Source organism: Streptomyces sp. YS415 (assembly GCF_023544665.1).
In the GTDB taxonomy this organism is placed as follows: domain Bacteria; phylum Actinomycetota; class Actinomycetes; order Streptomycetales; family Streptomycetaceae; genus Streptomyces.
In genome coordinates this window covers 15,906-34,724 of sequence record NZ_JAMJFL010000006.1, presented here as the reverse complement: position 1 = coordinate 34,724, position 18,819 = coordinate 15,906, and the positions used below count along the sequence as shown (strand labels likewise).

Here is an 18,819-nt window from a genome sequence, read left to right as displayed (position 1 = left end):
ACCACCCCTCGGAACGCTGTTCTCCTGACCGGAAGCACGGGGAGCGGCAACCGACATGATGTATCGCACCACAAACTTACCGGCCGGTAAACAGGACTGTCCGCCTGCCGGCCGGCCCCCATCCCCTGACACCCCGGTGCATCCGCGCGCACCCCCCCAAGAGCCAAAGGAGCCGCACGTGAACCTCAGCCTGCGAACGGCGCTGGCAGCCACCGTGGCAGCCACAGCACTGTCAACAACAGTGGTCGCCCCGGCCGTTGCCACCGAGACCACCGAGCCCCTCGAGTACGTGGCCCTGGGCGACTCGTACGCCGCCGCACCCCTGGTGCCGCCGATCGACCCCTCGAACCTGCTGTGCGCGCGTTCCCTGGCCGACTACCCGCACATCGCCGCCAAGGCGCTGGGCGCCGAACTCACCGACGTCAGCTGCTCCGGCGCCACCGCCGACCACTTCACCACCTCCCAGCACCTCGGCACCAAGCCCCAGTTCGACGCCCTCTCCGCCGAGACGGACGTCGTCAGCATCACCATCGGCGGCAACGACACCGGACTGGTCGCAACCGCCCTGGGATGCGTCAACCTGCTGCCCAAGCCCGTCGGAACCAGCTGCGCCGCCAGGAACACCAAGGACGGCGTCGACACCGTGAAGGCACGCATCGACGTCTGGGCCCCGAAGTTCGCCACCACCCTCGACCAGGTCCGCCAACGCGCACCGTACGCCGAGGTGTTCGTCATCGGATACGGCAACTACATCCGTCCCGGCGGCTGCTACCCCACCCAGCCCATCTGGGACGTCGACGCCACCTACATCCAGGGCGCCGTCGACCACCTCAGCGCCGCACTCCGGACGACGTCCGGGCAGAACGGTGCGACCTACGTGGACACCTACTCCCTCGGCATCGGCCACGACACGTGCGCGGCACCCGCCGACCGCCACATCGAAGGACTCGTCCCCACCCACGTCGCCACACCGCTCCACCCCAACGCCAACGGCTCCAAAGCCATCGGGCACGCCCTCGCCGCCGCGGTCCTGTCCACCACTCGCACCGGCTGAGCACAGGAGGCGGCCCAGCGGAAAACGCGGGAGGGGGCGGACGATATTGGCGGCGCCTCCCCCTCCCCAACTGACCAGCGGTGAGTCACACTCACGTCTGAAGCGGTGGCCAAAACCTGGTGGCGCAATCTCGGCGTCGGGCGTGCCCGGGAAGCGGACGCGCAACGCCCCTCAGCAGGAGCCGGAACACACGCGCCACCCACACCCCGTCCAGACCTCAAGGACAGCAATGAACGACTCGGCACTCATCACCACCGGCCTGCCGATCGCGCTCGCGATCATCATGTTCGGCCTCGGGCTGTCCCTGACCACCGACGACTTCAGGAGGGTCACTCGCACCCCGAAGGCGGTGGTCGTCGCGCTGGTGCTGCAGGTGCTGGTACTCCCCCTCGTGGCGTTCGGGCTGGTCAAGGTCTTCGACCTCGACCCCTTGCTCGCCGTCGGCGTGATGCTGCTGGCCGCTTCCCCCGGCGGGACCACGGCCAACCTGTTCAGCCACCTCTTCCGCGGAGACGTGGCCCTCAACATCACCCTGACCGCCATCAACTCGGTGCTGGCCGCCATCACCATCCCGGTCATCACCAACCTCGCCATCGACCACTTCGACGCCCAGGGCGACCTCGGCCTGCAACTCGGCAAAGTGGTACAGGTGATCGCGGTCGTGCTCATCCCGGTCGGCATAGGCATGGTGGTCCGCCGGCGCTCGGCCGACTTCGCCGCTCGCAGCGACCGCCCGGTCCGGATCTTCTCCATCGCCGTACTGGTGATCGTTTCGGTCGGTGCCCTGCTGGGTGAGCGGGAGAACCTGGCCGACTACACCCAGCAGGTCGGGCTCGTGACCGGCATCTTCTGCCTCGCAAGCCTCACCCTCGGCTACGCCGGTGCCCGGCTGCTGCGCCTGGACAAACGCCAGGCGATAGCAAGCTCCATGGAGGTCGGGATCCACAACACGACCGTGGCACTCACCATCGCGCTCAGCGTGCTCGACAGCACCGAGGTCGCGATCCCCAGCGCCGTGTACTCGATCCTCATGTACGTCCTCGCGACCGCCTTCGGCTACCTGGTCACGCGACGGCACTCGGACGCCGAGAGGCGTCTCGACCAGCCGCTCAGGCGGTGACCGTGAACAGGCCTGTCTTGTCCCCGAGTTCGGCCAGCGAGACCTTGCCCGGGATGCCGTTGGCATCGTCGCCGGAGTACCCGAGCCGGCGCTGCCACTTGGCGTACGCGGCCACCGTGGTGGAGCCGAAGGACCCGTCGCCCGCGTAGGCCTTGGCGAGGTAGCCCAACTGGACCAGGGCGGCCTCGGTCAGATTCGTCCCCGCCATGTAGGTGATGTGGCCCTGCTTGGCACCGGGGTCGGTCTTCGCCGCCTTGATCAGGCGTGACAGGTCGACTCGCGGCCTGGCCGCGGAGCCGCCGCCGGGCTTGGCCGCCCCGCCTCCACCCGGCTTACGGGTCAGCTGCCTCTTCACGTCGGCCCGGAAGTCGTCCATGTCGAAGCTCGGGTCGATTTTTCCGGGCTGGACCTCCTTGTGCCCCGCTATCGACTTCTCGCTCCAGCCGTGGGCCCGGCAGATCGCGGCGGCCCACAGCACGGCCCGCTGATACTGGGCGTCTGGATACGGATCGTTGCCCCTGCCGCGGTTCTCGATCTCCAGCCCGTACAACGCGTCGTTGCCGTCGGCGTTGGCCTGGTTGTCGCGCGGGAGGGGAGCTTCGTCGCGGAGCGCTTCGAGTACGTCGAGATCGACGGCACCGGCGTGGTTGGTCCGGCCGTGTCCGAGCAACCACAGCCCGGCGGTCTTGCCCAGCCAGGCATGACACAGCGGGCCTGGAAGGTCGGGTCGGCCCCGGAAGCAGAGTTCCTTGTCGTTGTGCCCGCCGGTGTGATGGATGAGCACCCCGATCACCGGGCCGAACGTCTTTCCCGTGGCCGCCTCGCGGTTGTGGGTCTTCCATCCGGCGTGCTCGTGCACGGTGAGGCCCTCGGCCTTCAGGGCGGAGAGCATCTTGGCGGCGGACAGGGGTTTGGCCATGATCGTGGGCCTTTCGATGAGTCGTCACATAGGCGCCATCGCCCGGCTGTTGGCATCAGAGCTCGGCGTGTGGTGGCACCCGCTACAACGACGGCCGACTGAGAACGGTTCACGTGACACGGCATTCCCACCGCACGTCGTCGCGGCGTTCTTCACTGCCGCTCGAACCGGCACGGCACAACGCTCGTAGTAGCGGGAGATCAGGCACGTTCCGACTTTGTGCAGGGCGTGCCCGTGCTCACAGCGCAGGACCAGGGAAATCCGGTCCGGACTCTGCCTCTGTATCCGTCAAGGACGGTGCATGCGCCGTCGCGCATCCCGTTCCTCAACTCCAGGAATGACGTGGTCAACATCTTTTCCCGCACGGCCGGAACGGTCGCGGCCGCTTCCGTCATCTCGCTCGTCACCATCACCGGACCCAGCGCGGCAGCGAGCCCGCTCGCTCAGGTCGCACCCGCAGATGGTTCTTCCTCCATATCGGCCACCAGCGACTGCGTGGCCAACGCCTTCTGCATCTGGGGCGATTCGAACTACACGGGACGCTGGTTCCTGAGCGGCTACAGCACGCCCAACGTCGGCCCCTTCATCAACGACCACATGACCTCGTACTGGAACCGGACGAGCAAGTATGTGTGCGTGTACGAAGCCATCGACTACCAACACCCGATGGCAGTGCAGGGCATCGCCAAGATCCCGCCGGGGTACTACTCGCCCAACGTCAACCCGTTCGCCAACGACAAGTTGTCGTCCTTCAAGCTGCTCAACAGCATGAGCGAGTCGTGCTAGCAACCACTGATTGCCCGTCAGCGTAGGGGTCACGGCATCCAGACCCGCGCGAGCACTGCCCGGCGCCAGCAGCGCTGGGCGGTGCTCGCACCACTCTCAGGTGGTGGGCCACCAACGCAACACGATCCGAGCCGTTGCGACCGGCGCCCAGACGCCGAACTCGGGCGGGGATTGTCCGAGACCGCATTGTGATGCGCGGGTGCACAACCACGTAGGGACGCCGGCTGTCTGCAAGGCGCTGGAGGGATATGCCCTCGGGAGCATATGTGTACGTAGATTGGGGATCAGGTGGGGAAGCAGGTCTGGAGAGCCGCCGTGACCGGTGGTGCGGCGGTGGTGTTCACGGCCGTGGCCGCCGTGCCGGCCGGGGCGGCCGAGGGTGGGGTCTCGTTCACCCGCGTCCAGGTGAACGGCGGCAAGCCGATTGTGATCGGGGTGTCGAACGAGGTCGCGGCGCCCGCCTCCTTCCGGATGGCGACCACTGAGGCGTGGGAGTACCCAGCGGTATTCCTCTACCGCGGAACTGCGAACGGTGGTGATCAACTGTGGCACGCCATCGAGACGAGCGACTGCATCAAGGTGAGCTCGGGCGTCTGCGACTTCAACGAGACGATGTACTTCGACCCGAGCGTATGGGACATGCACAACAGCGAGGCCGGGGCCTGGAAGGTCGCGGCCCAGGTGTACTTCAAGGGCGACGGTGGTGACACCGACGACGAGGGTCTGACCGTCTACGTCAAGCGCAACTCCCGCCTGACCGTCAACGCCTCGCCGGAACCGGTGGCCAAGGACAAGACCATCACCGTGACCGGAAAGGTCACACGGGCCAACTGGGAGACCAGGAAGTACGCCTCCTACGGAGGCCGCCTGGTGAGCCTGCAGTTCAAGCCCTCCGGCGCCGCCTCCTACACCACGGTGAAGAAGGTGTACGCGAACAGCTCGGGTGACCTCAGGACGACCGTGAAGGCCTCCAAGACGGGTACGTGGCGCTGGGCGTACCACGGCAACACCACCACCGGACCCTCGACCTCGGCCGGGGACAATGTCGTAGTGAACTGATGTCCGCGTCACCTAAGTGATGGTGGCTGCGGAGCTGGTGAAGGCGAGGGAGTCCTCGGCTTCGCGTTCGTAGCGGCAGTGGAGCCGGCGGCGGCCGGCGAGCAGCCCTTGTCGGCGTGGCGTTTGACGGCCTACGCCGACGAGGGCCGCGGCGGGACCGGAACAAATTCCGCTGTTCCGGCGGGTGGTACCCCAATAAGGCCATGCGCCGCCGGATCGAGACATGTGCCACCAGCATCGCCGCTGTAGCGCGGCGTTGGCTCCGGCCGGACCTTCTATTCCAGCATCTGCGGTCGGCCACCTGCCGATTCCGTTTCCCCCGCAGCCCTCTTGCATGTTCTATGGCATACCCCATAAGTTACCAGCAGGTAGCCAACTGGGGGGGGCGGTATCGCCGTGCGGAAGGTCGGGAGCGGATGAGTCCGCGCAAGGGTGAGAGCCGCGACCGTATGATCCTCAGTGCTGCAGCTCTGCTGCGTGAGTACGGGGCGAGCGCGACCAGCATCGACCGGGTACTCGCTCACAGCGGCGCCCCCCGGGGCTCGGTGTACCACCACTTCCCCGGCGGGCGCGCGCAGCTCATCGACGAAGCGGTGGAACTGGCGGGGGACTTCATCGCGGGCCTCATCCACGCCGCCATGCAGACGGACGATCCGCTGGAGGCCGTCGACGCGTTCTTCGTACTGTGGCGCGACCGGCTCCTCGAGAGCGACTTCCGGGCCGGCTGCCCGATCGCGGCGGTGGCCGTGGAGACCAACGACGACGCGCCCCAGCTCGCCCGTTCCGCCGCCGCGGTCTTCGCCCGCTGGCAGGAGGCCCTTGCGGCCTTGTTCGTCCGGCACGGTCTGACCGAGGAACGCAGCCGCCGGCTCGGAGCCTTCGTCATCGCCGCGGTCGAAGGCGCGGTGATCATGTGCCGGGCCGAGCGGAACACCGCCCCGATCGAGGCGGCCGCCGCCGAGATCCACGACCTGCTCATCTACGCCCTGCGCGACCGTCCCGGTTCAGGATCCGGTCCACGGCCGTAGCCCGCAGCCGCTTCACCCACACAGCTCGAAGGAGTCGCCATGCCCTCGCTGGACCGTCAGGACAACATATTCGTCCTCGACCTGGGAGACACCGAGAACCGCTTCCACCCCGACTGGCTCACCGCCGTCAGCGCCGCGCTCGACGAGGTGGAGAAGGCGGAAGGCCCTCGTGCCCTGGTCACCACCGCCACCGGCAAGTTCTACTCGAACGGGCTCGATCTGGAGTGGCTGTTCGCCCACGCCGACCAGCACCAGGACTACGTCGTCTCCGTCCATGAGCTTCTCGCACGGATGCTGTCGCTGCCGCTCATCACAGTGGCCGCGCTGCAGGGACACACCTTCGCCGCCGGAGCGATGTTCTCCCTCGCTCACGACTTCCGCGTGATGCGCGCCGACCGCGGCTACTGGTGCCTGCCCGAAGCGGACATCAACATCCCCTTCACGCCCGGCATGGCCGCCCTCATCCAGTCCCGGCTGGCGCCGCGGACCGCGCACGAGGCCATGCTCACCGCCCGCCGCTACGGCGGCACCGACGCCGCGGCCGTCGGCATAGTCGACCAGGCGGTCGCCGAGGACGCCGTGCGCACCAGCGCGATCGAGCTCGCCCAGGCCCAGGTGAACAAGGCCGGCGACACCCTCGGCACCATCAAGTCCCGCATGTACGCCCCGGCTCTGGCCCTCCTGCGCGACACGACGAACCCGCTCGGCTGACCTGCACCTCACCCACAGCACTCCAGGTGCCGCATCAGATCGACGAGCCGTGGTGATATACACATCGGGTAGATCTTGATCCATATCGGTTTCGAACGTGTGTGGCGGGGGTCCCCATCCGTTTGCCGGTCCGGCGGGGGCCCGATGCACGGTCCTCGGTGCTCGGCAGCAAGCGCCCGACAAGCAGTGGACAAGATCGCCACGACACCCTACGGCCGGTTCGCGACGGTGCGAGCCGGCCGACTCCGTCCCGCCCTGCCGCAGGGCTTCGACCTGGTGTGAGCAGACGACATGAGCAACGACACCCTGTGGAACGTCCTGCTGGACGCCGCCCGCCAGGCCCCCGAGCAGGTGACCGTGCATGTGCGCGGCGACGGCAGCGAGTCGACCGTGACCTACCGCCAACTGCTGGCCGACGCCGTGCGCATCGCCGGAGGGCTGCGGGCGGCCGGTGTCGCGCCCGGCACCTGTGTGCCGCTGGTCGCCGACCGCAGCGAGGACTTCCAGATGATGTTCTGGGGCCTCGTCGGTGCCGGTCTGGTCCCGGTGCCGCTCGCCGCCGACGCCCGCCGGGTGGCGCCGGTGTGGGAACACCTGGGCCGACCGCCCCTGTTCGTGGACGCGGCGGGAGAGGACCTGGCACGGCACCTGCCCGCCGAGGCCGCCGTACTGCGGGTGGACGCGCTGCCGGACGACGAGCCCTGGGACGCGGCCTGGCCGGGAGCGCCTGGCGATCTGGCGTTCGTGCAGTTCTCCTCCGGCAGCACCGGGCAGCCCAAGGGCGTCGAGCTGACCCATGCGGCGGTGACGGCCAACCTGCGCCAGATCGTGGCCGTGTCCGACCTGGGCGCCGCCGACGTGGTGCTGAGCTGGATGCCGTACTTCCACGACATGGGGCTGATAGGCACGCACCTCGCGCCGCTCGCCGCCCGGGCCCGGCAGGTCAAGATCGGGCCGTCGGCGTTCGCCCGGCGGCCGGGACTCTGGTTCGAGAAGGCCACCGCGCACCGGGCCACCCATCTGTCGGCCGCCAACTTCGCCCTCGCGCTGGCCGTTCGGCGGACGGCGGAGGCGGACATGGCCCGGTTCGACCTGCGCAGCGTCCGGCGGGTGGTGGTCGGGGCCGAGCCGATCTCCCCCACCGTCTGGCGGAACTTCGCCTGCCATACGCGGCTCGCGGGACTTGCGGCGCACGCTCTTCAGCCCGTCTACGGGCTCGCCGAGGCGACCTTGGCCGTGACGTTCCCGCCGCCGGGCGAAGTGGCCGTGCCGCTGGCGGTGCAGCGGGACGCGCTCAGCCGCGGGCGCGTGGTCGACGCTCCCTCCGGCGCGGCTGGCGGCGCCGTCGAACTCATGGACCTGGGCCATCCCGTGCCCGGCTGCTCCGTGCGGATCGTCGGTGACAGCGGACGGGTGCTCGGTGAGCGGCGGGTGGGGCACATCGAGGTACGCGGGCCCCAACTCGCCCGCGGCTACCTGGGACTGCCCGACGCCACCGCCGCCGCCTTCGGCACGGAGGGCTGGCTGCGCACGGGAGACCTGGGCTTTCTGCGGGACGGGCGGCTCTTCGTCAGCGGCCGGCGCAAGGACGTGCTCTTCCTGAACGGGCTGAAGTACCACGCCGCCGACCTGGAGGAGGTCGCCGCCGCAACGCCCGGCCTGCCGCCCGGAACCGCCGCGGTGGTGGGCTCCACCGACCCCGTCACCGGCCATGAACGCGTGCTGGTCTGCGTCGCCTGGGCCCGCCCGCCCCGCTCGGCCGACGAGGTGCTGCGCCGGGTCGCGGACCGGGTGGGCGAGGCGCTCTTCCACGACGACGTACGGGTCGTGGCCCTGCCGCCCGGCCGCTTCCCCCGCACCACCAGCGGCAAGATACGCCGCCATGCGCTGCGCGAGCGGTTCGAGGCGGGCCGTTTCTCCCACCTCGTGCTCCGCACGCCCGGCGGCATGACCCGCGAGCCGGGCGAGCGCGGTGTGCCCCGGTCGCAGGCCGCGGCCGAGCGGACGGTGCGCGAGGTGTGGGCCGCCGTGCTGGGCCTGCCTGTCGAGCGGATCGACGCCCGTACGTCCTTCCGCGCGCTCGGCGGGACCTCGCTGAAGGCGATGGAGGTACTGGCCGCGCTGGAGGACGTCTTCGGCAGCGACCTGGAGGTGTCGGCGCTGCGCGCCGGGGCGGACACCGTGTCCGACATCGTCGGCCACCTGCTCGACAGGCCGGAGCCGAAGTCGCAGGGGACGGCGCCGTCGACGGCACGCCAAACGGGCCGGCTGCCGGACGGCACGCTCGCCGTCGTCGGTCTCGCCTGCCGCTTCCCCGGCGTCACCACCCCAGACGAGTACTGGCAGCTGCTCGCCGATGGACGCGACCTCGTCACCCCCGTGCCACCGCACCGGTGGGAAGGCGAGGAGATACCCGAGGCCCGGTGGGGAGCGTTCCTGAAGAACCCGGCGGGCTTCGACGCCGCCCGGTTCGGGATCGGCGACGAAGAGGCCCGGGCACTCGACCCGCAAGCCCGGCTGCTACTGGAACTGGCCCACGAAGCCCTGGAACGGGCCGGCTACGCCGGGCCGCGCCGCCGCGCCCACCGCATCGGCGTGTTCACCACGACCGGCGACAGCGGCTACCGCGAACTCCTGGAGCGGGCACACGGCACCCAGCTGCCGCCCGCGGCACTGACCGGCAACCTCCCCAACCTCCTCGCGGCCCGCATCGCGCAGAGCTTCGACCTGGACGGTCCCGCCCTGACCGTGGACACCGCCTGTTCGTCCGCGCTCGTCGCCGTGCACCTGGCCCGCCGCAGCCTCGCGGACGGCGAGTGCGACATCGCCCTCGTCGGCGGCGTCAACCTGCATCTCACGCCGACCGGGCACCGCATGCTGCACGGCGCGCAGGCCCTGTCCCCGACCGGCCGCAGCCGGGCCTTCGCGGCCGGCGCGGACGGCTTCGTACCCGGCGAGGGCGGCGCGGTGCTCGTCCTGCGACGAACGGAGGACGCCCGGCGCGCGGGCGACGACCTGCTCGCCGTGGTCCTGTCCACCGCCGTCAACAACGACGGCACCTCACTGAGCCTGCTGGCCCCCAACCCCGCCCGCCAGCGCGAGGTCATCACCGCCGCCCACACCGCAGCGGCCCTCGACCCGGCCGACGTGACGTACGTCGAGGCGCACGGCACCGGCACCGCCCTCGGCGACCCGGTCGAACTGAAGTCCCTCGCCCACGCCTTCCCCCCGCTGCCGGACGGACGGCCGCGCCTGCTGGGCTCGGCCAAGACCAACATCGGTCACCTGCTCAACGCCGCCGCGCTGCCCGGCCTGGTGAAGGTCGTACTGGCGCTGCAGCACGGCCAGGTGCCGCCCTCGCTGCACTCCGAGCCGCCCGCCGCTGCACTCGCCGGATCCGGGTTCCAGGTGCCCGGCGGGCTCGTCCCCTGGCCCGCGCCACCCTCGGGGGGCCCGCTCGTGGCGGGGGTCAACGCCTTCGGCTTCGGCGGCACCAACGCCCACGCCGTACTGGAACAGGCGCCCGCACCCCTCGGCCGTACAAGCGACGCGGCGCCGGAGGAGGCGGACGGGCCCCACCTCCTCGCACTCTCCGCGGCCACCCCACCTGCCCTGAGCGCCCTCGTCCGGGAACTGGCGGACCACCTGACCGCCCGCCCGGACATCACCGAGGCCGACCTGTGCCTGACCGCGGGCACGGCCCGCGACGACGCCCCGCACCGGCTCGCGCTCGTCTGCGACGGCGACGTACGCGCACAGTTGGCCGCCCTGGCCTCGGCGAGTGACAGCACCTCGCAACTGCCGTCCGCCGGCACGGTCCGGGCACGCCCCCGCCTCGCCTTCCTCTTCCCCGGGCAGGGCACCCAGCGTCCCGGCATGGGGGCCGGTCTGTACGCCACCGCGCGCGTGTTCCGCGACACCCTCGACGAGGCCTCCGCACACCTCGGCCCGCTCCACGGCCGCACCCTCACCGAATGGTGCACCGACCCCGGCGTCGACCCGGCCGACCTGGCACGCACCGAGATCACCCAGCCCGTCCTGGTCGCCCACGCCGTCGCGCTCGCCCGGCAGTTGGGTGCCTGGGGCGTCGTAGCGGACGCCGTCACCGGCCACAGCGTCGGGGAGCTGGCCGCGGCCTGCGCGGCGGGCGTGCTCCCGCTGTCCGACACCGTCCGCTTCGCCGCCGAGCGGGGCCGGATCCTCGCCGAACTGACCGAGCAGGGCGCGATGGCCGCCGTACGCGGGGCGGACGACGTCGTTCACGCCCTGGTCGCCGCGTCGGACGGGACACTGACCGTCGCCGTCCGCAACGCCCCCGGTCGGCTGGTGCTGTCCGGGACCGTGCCCGCGGTCGAGGCCGCGGTGGCCGAGCTGACCGGCCGAGGCGTCGCCGCACAACGGCTCGGCGTCACCCGGGCGTTCCACTCACCGTTGATGGAACCGGCCGCGCGGGCGCTGTACGACGCCGCCCGCGCCCTGTCGCCGGGGGCCGCCTCGATACCGCTGCTGAGCACCCTCACACGCGACTGGGCACCCTCCCCCGACGCCTCCCACTGGCGCGAACACGCCCTGCAACCGGTGGATTTCGCCTCTGCTGCACGGCGGCTGGTCGAGGACGGCTTCGACACGTTCGTGGAGATGGGGCCCGGCACCGATCTCCCGGGCGCCGTGCGCCTGGCGGCCGACCGGTCCAGCCCGCCGCCCCTCACGCTCTCCGCCCTGCCCGCCGCGAGCGAGGAGGTCGGACGGGGCAAGGCGGCGCTGCTGCGTACCGTCGCCCGGCTGTGGACGCGCGGTGTCGCCGTAGACCACGCCGCGCTCGCGCCGACGGGACGCCGAGTGCCGCTGCCCACCTACCCCTTCCAGCGGCGGTCCTACTGGCCCGGCCCCGACGCCGCCCGGCTGCTGCACCGGGTCGTCTGGACGCCCGCTGCTCTTCCCGAGCCGCTGTCACCGGTTCCGGTCACGCTGGTCACCGGGCCCGACGGCGAGGCGGTACGGGAGCTGTCCGCGCGGCTGGCCGAGTGCGGGGTACCGCTGGCCGCGCCGGGGACGGAGTCCGCGCACACCGTCGTCCACCTCGCGGGGCGGGCCGACGACGACACCGGATCGGAAGCCGCGGCGGCCTTCCGCGACACCCTGCGGCTCTTCGACCGGGCCGGTGCCCAGCGCCTGCTCGTGCTCACCGAGGACGCCCACCGCACCGGCGCGGACGGCGAGGCGACCCCGCGCCCCGGACGGGCCCTGCTCACCGGACTCGCCCTCGCCTTCCCGGAGGAGACCCAGGGCGCGGAGCTGGTCTGCGTCGACCTGTCCTCCCGGGACACCGCTGCCCGGCAACTCGCCGGTCTGATCGCAGAGTTGGCCGCGCCGGGCGACAAGGTGGCCGTAGCCGCTTGGCGCGGTGGTGCGCGACTGCTGCGGGGAGTCGAACCCTTGCCCCGAGACACCGCGACGGACGACGACCGCACGGACCCGCTGCCCGCCGACGGCACCTACCTGATCACCGGTGGCGCGGGCGGCCTCGGCGCCGCGCTCGCCCGGGACCTCGCCGGGCGCGGCCGCCCCACCCTCGTCCTCACCGGCCGTTCCCCACGGCCACCGGCCGCGCTGCTCACCGAACTCGTCGAACTCGGTGCCGACGCCCGCTACCGACAGGCCGACGTCACCGACACACGGCAACTCGACGCGCTCCTCGCCGAAGTCCCCCCGCTGGACGCCGTGTTCCATCTGGCCGGAGTTGCCATGCCGGGCTCCTTGCGTGGCACCGGCCAAGCGGACACCGGCCGTTCACTGGCCGCCAAGACCGTCGGCACCCGTCTGCTGGCCCGTGCCCTCGACCGCCACGGGCACCGCCCGGCCCTGTGCGTGGCCTTTTCCTCGGTGGCCTCCGTTGTTCCCGGTGCCGCGGGCGCGCTCGGCGACTACGCCGCCGCCAACGCCTACCTCGACGCCTTCGCGGCGGCCGAGCGTGCCGCCGGGCGCCACTGGCTGGCGGTGAACCTCGGCGCCGTGGCCCGCACGGGGCTCGCCGCCGCTGCAGCGGCACGGATGCCGCTGCAGGCCGGGGGCACACCCCTCGCACCGGCCGAAGCACTGCGTGCGCTGCGCGCCGCCTGCACCGTCGACACCGCGCAGCTCGTGCTCGCCGACTTCAGCGACCTCGCGCCGGCGGTACGGCCGTCTCGGCAGCCGGCGCCCACTGCGGTCCCCGCGCCCGCGGCCAGCCCGGTGCCGACTCCGGTCCCCGTCCCCGTCCCCGTCCCCGTCCCCGCACCCGCTCCCGCCGCCTCCGGCACCCGCGCCCTCGTACGCACTCTGCTCGCCGAAGCCCTGCACCTGCCCGCCGAGGAGGTCGACGAGGACGCCCCCTTCCTCTCCCTCGGCCTGGACTCGCTCGCCGCGGTCGACCTGGTCCGGCGGCTGGAGCGCGCCCTGGGCAGGGAGCTGCCGACGACGCTGTTCTTCGAGTACCGCACGGTGCGGGAACTCGCTGCCCGCCTGGACGCCACGCCCTCCGACGCGAGCGGAGGCACCGTCCCGGCGAGCGCCGTCCCGCCCGGCATGCCCTTCCCCCTCACCCCGGTCCAACTGGCCCTGCACACCAGCAGCGTCCTGTATCCCGAGACTCCCGCACGGGGCTGGGTCCGCCAGACCATTCACGGCCCCCTTGACGCCGGTCTGCTGCGCCGCGCCCTCGCCGCGCTCGCCGAGCGGCACGGCATGCTGCGCGTACGGATCGGCCAGGACGACGCCCACCCCTCCCCCGTACCGCACCAGACGGTGACGCCGGGCGCCGAGCCCGCGGTGTGGTTCGAGGCGCGGCCGTGCCCCGAGGGCGGGCCCGAGGCGCTGGAGACGGAGCTGGCCAACCGGCCGCTGGACCTCACCGCCGAACCGCCCCTTCGGGCCCTGCTGCTGACCGAGCGCCCCCAAGTGGCCCATCTGGTGCTGTCCGCGCACCACGTCGCCGCCGACGGCTACAGCCTCAACGTCCTCGGCACGGAACTGTGGACGCTCCACACCGACCTCGCCCTGGGCCGCGCCCCCGCCCCCCTGCCGCCCACCGCGGACTTCGCCGCCCTCGCCACCGGCGGCACACCCTCCGCCCGCGCCGAGGACACCGCGTACTGGACGGCCCGCCTCACGGGCCACTCCCCCATGCCCCTGCCCTACGACGGCCGCCCCGACCCCGAGGAGGGCCACGGCCCGCTGCTCTCCGCGCACCGCTTCCTGGACGAAGACCTCGTCGCCGGGCTGCGCGAACGCGCCGCCCGCTGGAACGTCTCCCTGTTCCACCTCCTGCTCGCCGCCTACACCCGCTGCCTGGCCAACTGGAGCGGACAGCGCGACATCGCCGTCAACGTCGCCCGCGCGGGCCGCGACGCCCGGCTGCCCGGCCTCGACCGGCTGGTCGGCCCCCTCGCCGACACCCTGCCCCTGCTGCTGACAACCGACCCGGACGAGCCGCTCCCCCAACTCGCCGAGCGTGTGCGGCTGGCCTGGCTCGACAGCGAGCGGCACGCCACCGTCAGCAGCCTCGACCTCGCCCGGCTGCTGCCCAGCGACACCTCGGGACCGCGCACCGTGAGCCCCGCGAGCTTCAGCTTCGCCCGCTTCCCCGCTCCTCTGGACCCGGACTGCCCGGTCCAGGTCCGGCCCACGGCGGCGGGCACCGGCTCGGCCGCCACCCGGCTGAACCTGCTCTGCTGGGAGGACGGGCCCACGCTGCGCCTGTCCTGGAACTTCCCCGAACGCCTCTTCACCCAGGCGACGATCGCCCGCCTCGCCACCGCCTTCGAGGGCGAGCTGCGCGCTTGCGCGGCGGGACCGGAGGGCCTCAGCCGGTCGACCCTGGTCACCCGGCTGCTGGAGCAGCTCCGGGCCACTCCGGACGCGGTCGCCGTCGACGACGGCCGGCGCGTCCTGACGTACCGCGATCTCGACGCGGCCACCGGTGCCCTCGCCCGGCGGCTGCGGGAGAACGGAGTAGGCAGGGGCGACCTGGTGGGGATGCTCACCACCCCCGGCCCCTGCACCGTGCTCGCCGTCGTCGGCATCCTCCGCGCGGGCGCGGGATGGGTGCCGCTGGACGCCGAGCACCCGGCGGCCCGCCTCGCCGACCAGACCGGCCGGTGCGCTGTGCGCGTGGTCGTGCACGACGAGGGCACCGAGACCGCCGCGCGGGCGCTCACCGCGCTGACGGCCGTGCCCGTCACCGGGCCCGACGACGGACGGGCAGCCGAAGGCCCCGGTGAGACAGCCGACGCCGACGCGACGGCGTACGTCATCTTCACCTCCGGCTCCACCGGCCGCCCCAAGGCGGTGCCCATCACCTTCCGCGCCATGGAGAACTACCTCCACTGGGCCACGACCACCTTCGCCTACGGCCCCGGCGACCGGCTCGCCAACACCTCCTCGCCCTGCTTCGACGCCTCCGTGCGCCAGTTGCTCGCGCCCCTGCTCACCGGTGCCACCGTGGTGACCGCCGACCGCGACCTCGTACGGGACCCGGAACTGTTGCTGCACCACGTGGCGCGGGCCCGGATCACCGTGTGGAGTTCGGTGCCGTCGCTGTGGGAACGGCTGCTGACCGCCGCGGAGGACCTCGTCCGGCGCGGTGTGCCGCTGCCGGACCTGTCCGCGCTGCGCCTCGTCCACGTCGGCGGTGAGGTGCTGTGGGCGGACTGGGTGCGCCGCTGGTACGACCTGTTCGGTCCGGGCCAGACGATCGTCAATCTCTACGGGCCCACCGAGACCACCATCAACGCCACCTACCACGTCGTCACCGAACGCCCGGACGAGGAGGCGAAGGCCCTGCCCATCGGCCGTGCCCTGTCCGGGACCGAACTGCTCGTCATCGACCCCGACGGTGAGCCGCACGGTCCCGGCGGCACCGGCGAACTCCTGATCGGCGGCATCGGACTGTCCGCCGGCTACCTCGGCGAACCCGGCCTGACACAGGCCGCGTTCATCGAACGGGACGGGCGTCGCTGGTACCGCAGCGGTGACCGCGTGGAGGTGCTGCCCGACGGGGCGCTGCGGTTCGTCGGCCGCCTCGACGACCAGGTGAAGATACGGGGCCACCGGGTCGAGCCGGGCGAGGTGGAGGCTGTGCTGCGCGGCCGGCCGGACGTCGCGCAGGCGGTCGTAATGGCCGGTGAGGGGCGGCTGTCCGCGTTCGTCGTGCTCCGGGACACGGAGGGCGGTACGGACCTGGACGCGGTGTCGCTGCGGCGCCATCTGGCGCGGACGCTGCCGCCGTACATGGTGCCGGCCCGCATCACCCTCCTGGACGCCCTGCCGCTGACCGGGACCGGCAAGGTCGACCGGCGGGCGCTGCTGGCCGCCCCGGTCGAGGCGCCGGAGGCGGATGAGTCCCGGTCCGGCGCCGGTGACACCGAGGACCGGCTGGGGCGTATCTGGTGCGAGGTGCTCGGCGTCGACCAGGTCGGACCGGACGACGACTTCTTCGAGCTGGGCGGTGATTCGCTGTTGGCGCTCCAGGTGTTCGACCGGCTCGCCCGGCACGGCGGCGGTCCGCTGCCCAGGCCTACGGCCGTGTACCGGCACCGCACGCTGGCCGCCCTCGCCGCGGCCGTGGACAGGGCGGCGACCCAGGCCGAACCGGCCGACGCCGACGCCGACGGCAGCCCGGGAGCAGCACACCTCCCCGAGGACCTCGCCGTCCCGGCGGTCTTCCCCGCCACGCCCAGTCAGCGCGGTTTCCTGCTCGCCGAGGCCCTCGCCCCGGGCGACGGGGGGTCCTGGCTGGCGCGGCTGCGCCTCACCGGCCCGCTCGACCGGGAGGCGTTCCAGCGGGCCGTGGACACCCTGGTGGCCCGGCATCCGATGCTGCGCACGGTCTTCCCGGCGGGGGAACGGCCGCCGGTGCAGCAGCAACTGCCTGCGTCGCTGCGGCTGCCGGTCGACTTCGCGACCGTGTCCGGGACGGACGAGCTGGAGTCACAGGTGGCACACGAGCGGCGCCGCCGCTTCGAGCCGTGGGCCTGGCCCCTGCTGAGGCTGCGGGTCCTCACCCTGACTCCGCACGACCACGTACTCGTCGTGCACGCCCACCACTTGATCGGCGACGGCTACAGCGCCGCCCTGCTGCTCGGTGAACTGACGGAGGCCTACGACGCCCTCAGCCGCGGTACGGCACCCGCACTGCCCGAACTGCGCGGCACCTTCCGCGCCTTCGCGCAGCGCCTCGCCGAGCGGGCCGGGGATCCGCAGGCGGACGAGGAGGGCGCGCGGCAACGGCGGCTGGCACTGTCCGCGCCGTACGCCAAGCCGGTCCTGCGCCCCACCCCGACGGCGCAACCGGGCTTCCACTCTCACGCCTTCATCCTGGACGCCACTGTCTCGGGCACACTCCGAAAGATCGCCGCCGACGCGGGCGCCACCCTGTACGCGCCCCTGCTCACCGCCTACCACGCGGCGCTCGCCGCCCGCACCGGTCAGGAGGACCTGGTCATCGGAGTGGCCGTGTCCGGCCGGGACCACGCCCTGCCCGACATCCATCGTGTCTTCGGGCCGTACGCCACCGCCGTCGCCGTCCGCCCCTTCGGGCCGGGCGTGACAGCGCCTCGTAGCGACGATTTCGCGGCCCGGGTGCACCGGGTGGTGGCGGAGACGGTCGCCGCCCGAGTCCATGAGGACGTCGTACCGCGTGACACCAACGGGCTGCCGCTGACCTCGCAGTTCTTCTTCACCTTCCTGGACTTCGGCGCGCTGGGCCCGCAAGGCGGGGAGGTGCTGGCCGTGTCGTGGGACGAGGAGGACAGCGGGTTCACTCCGCCCGCGGCCGGGACGGACGTGTTCCTCGCGGTACGGCCCGACGGGGACCGGCTGCGGATCACCGTGCGGGGCGCGGCGGCGGCCTTCGATCCGGCCGCGCTCGCCGCGTTCGCCGACGGGCTGCGCGACCGGCTCGTGCGGACCGTACCGGCCGCCGAGCACCGGCTCGTACGGCGGACCCCGCGCACCGCGGAGAGGGACTTGGACGCCGCACTCGTCGGTTATCTCCCCGCTCCCGCCCATCTGGCCCGGCTCGCGGGCCTGCCGGAGACCCCTGCGGCCCGCGAGGACATCCGCCGCCTGCTGTTCCCGGGCGGCGAACCGCGCCTGCTGGAGACGACGACTACGCCGCTGGGCCGCTCCGGCTTCGTCGCCCTGCCGCTCTTCGCCGACGAACTCGCAGGCGAGCGCGCCCTGGTCACGCACACCGTGCGGGCCGTGCGAACGGCCACCGAACTCGGCGCCCGGTGCGTCTCGCTGGCCGGCATGATCCCCTCACTCACCGGCTACGGCTTCGACGTACTGCGCGCCGACCGGGCCGCGGCAGCCTCCGTCACCACCGGGCACGCGACCACCGTCGTCTCCGTGGTCGGCACGGTGAACGCCGCGCTGACCGCGACCGGCGGCGACCTGGCCGACCTGGAGGTGGCCGTAGTGGGGCTCGGCTCTATCGGCGCCTCGTCGCTGGAGCTGCTGCTCACCCTGGCCGAACGGCCGCCCGCCCGGCTGGTGTTGTGCGATGTGCCCGGCAGCGGCCCACGTCTCGCGGAGCTGGCCCGAACACTGCGGCAACGCGGGCTGGCCGACGAGATCGCGGTCCACGTCTCCGACCCGGACCTGCCCGACGCCGTGTACCGGGCCGGGCTGGTCGTCGCGGCGGTCAGCGGGCACCGGGACCTCATCGACGTGGACCGGCTGCGGCCCGGTGCCGTCGTCGTTGACGACAGCTTCCCGCACTGCTTCGCCTCCGATCGCGCGCTGGCCAGGATGCGGGAGCGGGGGGACGTACTCGTCGTCGGCGGGGGCCTGTTGACGGTCGGTGACACTCGGCGCACCTTGGCGGACGGGCTTCCCGAAGCGGTCGCCTCTGCCGAGGCCACGGCCGCATACGGGATCGCGGGCACGCTGGCGTCCTGCCGAGCGGAGTCCTTGCTGCACGCCTCCGGCGTGGACGTCCCCCTGGTACGGGGCCTGGTCGACGCCCCTACCGCGCTGGCGTACTGGCAGGCCGTGGAGGGGGCCGGGGTCGCTGCTGGGCCACTGCATCTGCTCGACCAGGTCGTGGCACCGCTCGTGGAGGGGGTGGGTCGGCTGCGGGGGTGACGGCGCGGCTGAGGGA

At 72.4% G+C, this 18,819-nt stretch carries 8 protein-coding genes; 7 read left to right on the top strand and 1 reads right to left on the bottom strand.

Annotated elements, in window-relative coordinates; translation table 11 throughout:
* Positions 1 to 178: 178 nt before the first annotated feature.
* Both M8H82_RS09535 and M8H82_RS09530 read left to right on the top strand, forming a co-directional pair.
* On the top strand, positions 179 to 1,054 hold the full coding sequence (locus M8H82_RS09535; protein ID WP_250072100.1) for an SGNH/GDSL hydrolase family protein: 876 nt from the start codon (positions 179 to 181) through the stop codon (positions 1,052 to 1,054).
* Between the two features lie 229 nt (positions 1,055 to 1,283).
* On the top strand, positions 1,284 to 2,174 hold the full coding sequence (locus M8H82_RS09530) for a bile acid:sodium symporter family protein (protein WP_250072099.1): 891 nt from the start codon (positions 1,284 to 1,286) through the stop codon (positions 2,172 to 2,174).
* On the opposite strand, the gene M8H82_RS09525 is transcribed toward M8H82_RS09530, so the two are convergent.
* Complete coding sequence (locus tag M8H82_RS09525; RefSeq protein ID WP_250072093.1) at positions 2,164 to 3,093, bottom strand: N-acetylmuramoyl-L-alanine amidase; 930 nt, start codon at positions 3,091 to 3,093, stop codon at positions 2,164 to 2,166. The two genes, M8H82_RS09530 and M8H82_RS09525, sit on opposite strands and share 11 nt — an antisense overlap.
* 342 nt (positions 3,094 to 3,435) lie before the next feature.
* On the opposite strand from M8H82_RS09525, the gene M8H82_RS09520 reads away from it, so the two are divergent.
* From M8H82_RS09520 to M8H82_RS09500, 5 genes are all read left to right on the top strand, one after another.
* Positions 3,436 to 3,879 (top strand): peptidase inhibitor family I36 protein, encoded by a 444-nt coding sequence (locus tag M8H82_RS09520; RefSeq protein ID WP_250072091.1) that lies wholly within the window; start codon positions 3,436 to 3,438, stop codon positions 3,877 to 3,879.
* A gap of 288 nt (positions 3,880 to 4,167) precedes the next feature.
* Positions 4,168 to 4,938 (top strand): hypothetical protein, encoded by a 771-nt coding sequence (locus M8H82_RS09515; protein ID WP_250072089.1) that lies wholly within the window; start codon positions 4,168 to 4,170, stop codon positions 4,936 to 4,938.
* Between the two features lie 449 nt (positions 4,939 to 5,387).
* Positions 5,388 to 5,966, top strand: a complete 579-nt coding sequence (locus M8H82_RS09510; protein ID WP_250072088.1) for a TetR/AcrR family transcriptional regulator — start codon at positions 5,388 to 5,390, stop codon at positions 5,964 to 5,966.
* Between the two features lie 39 nt (positions 5,967 to 6,005).
* Positions 6,006 to 6,677, top strand: coding sequence for an enoyl-CoA hydratase-related protein (locus M8H82_RS09505; protein ID WP_250072085.1), 672 nt, complete (start codon positions 6,006 to 6,008; stop codon positions 6,675 to 6,677).
* A gap of 291 nt (positions 6,678 to 6,968) precedes the next feature.
* Positions 6,969 to 18,803, top strand: coding sequence for a non-ribosomal peptide synthetase/type I polyketide synthase (locus M8H82_RS09500; RefSeq protein ID WP_250072084.1), 11,835 nt, complete (start codon positions 6,969 to 6,971; stop codon positions 18,801 to 18,803).
* Positions 18,804 to 18,819: the final 16 nt, after the last annotated feature.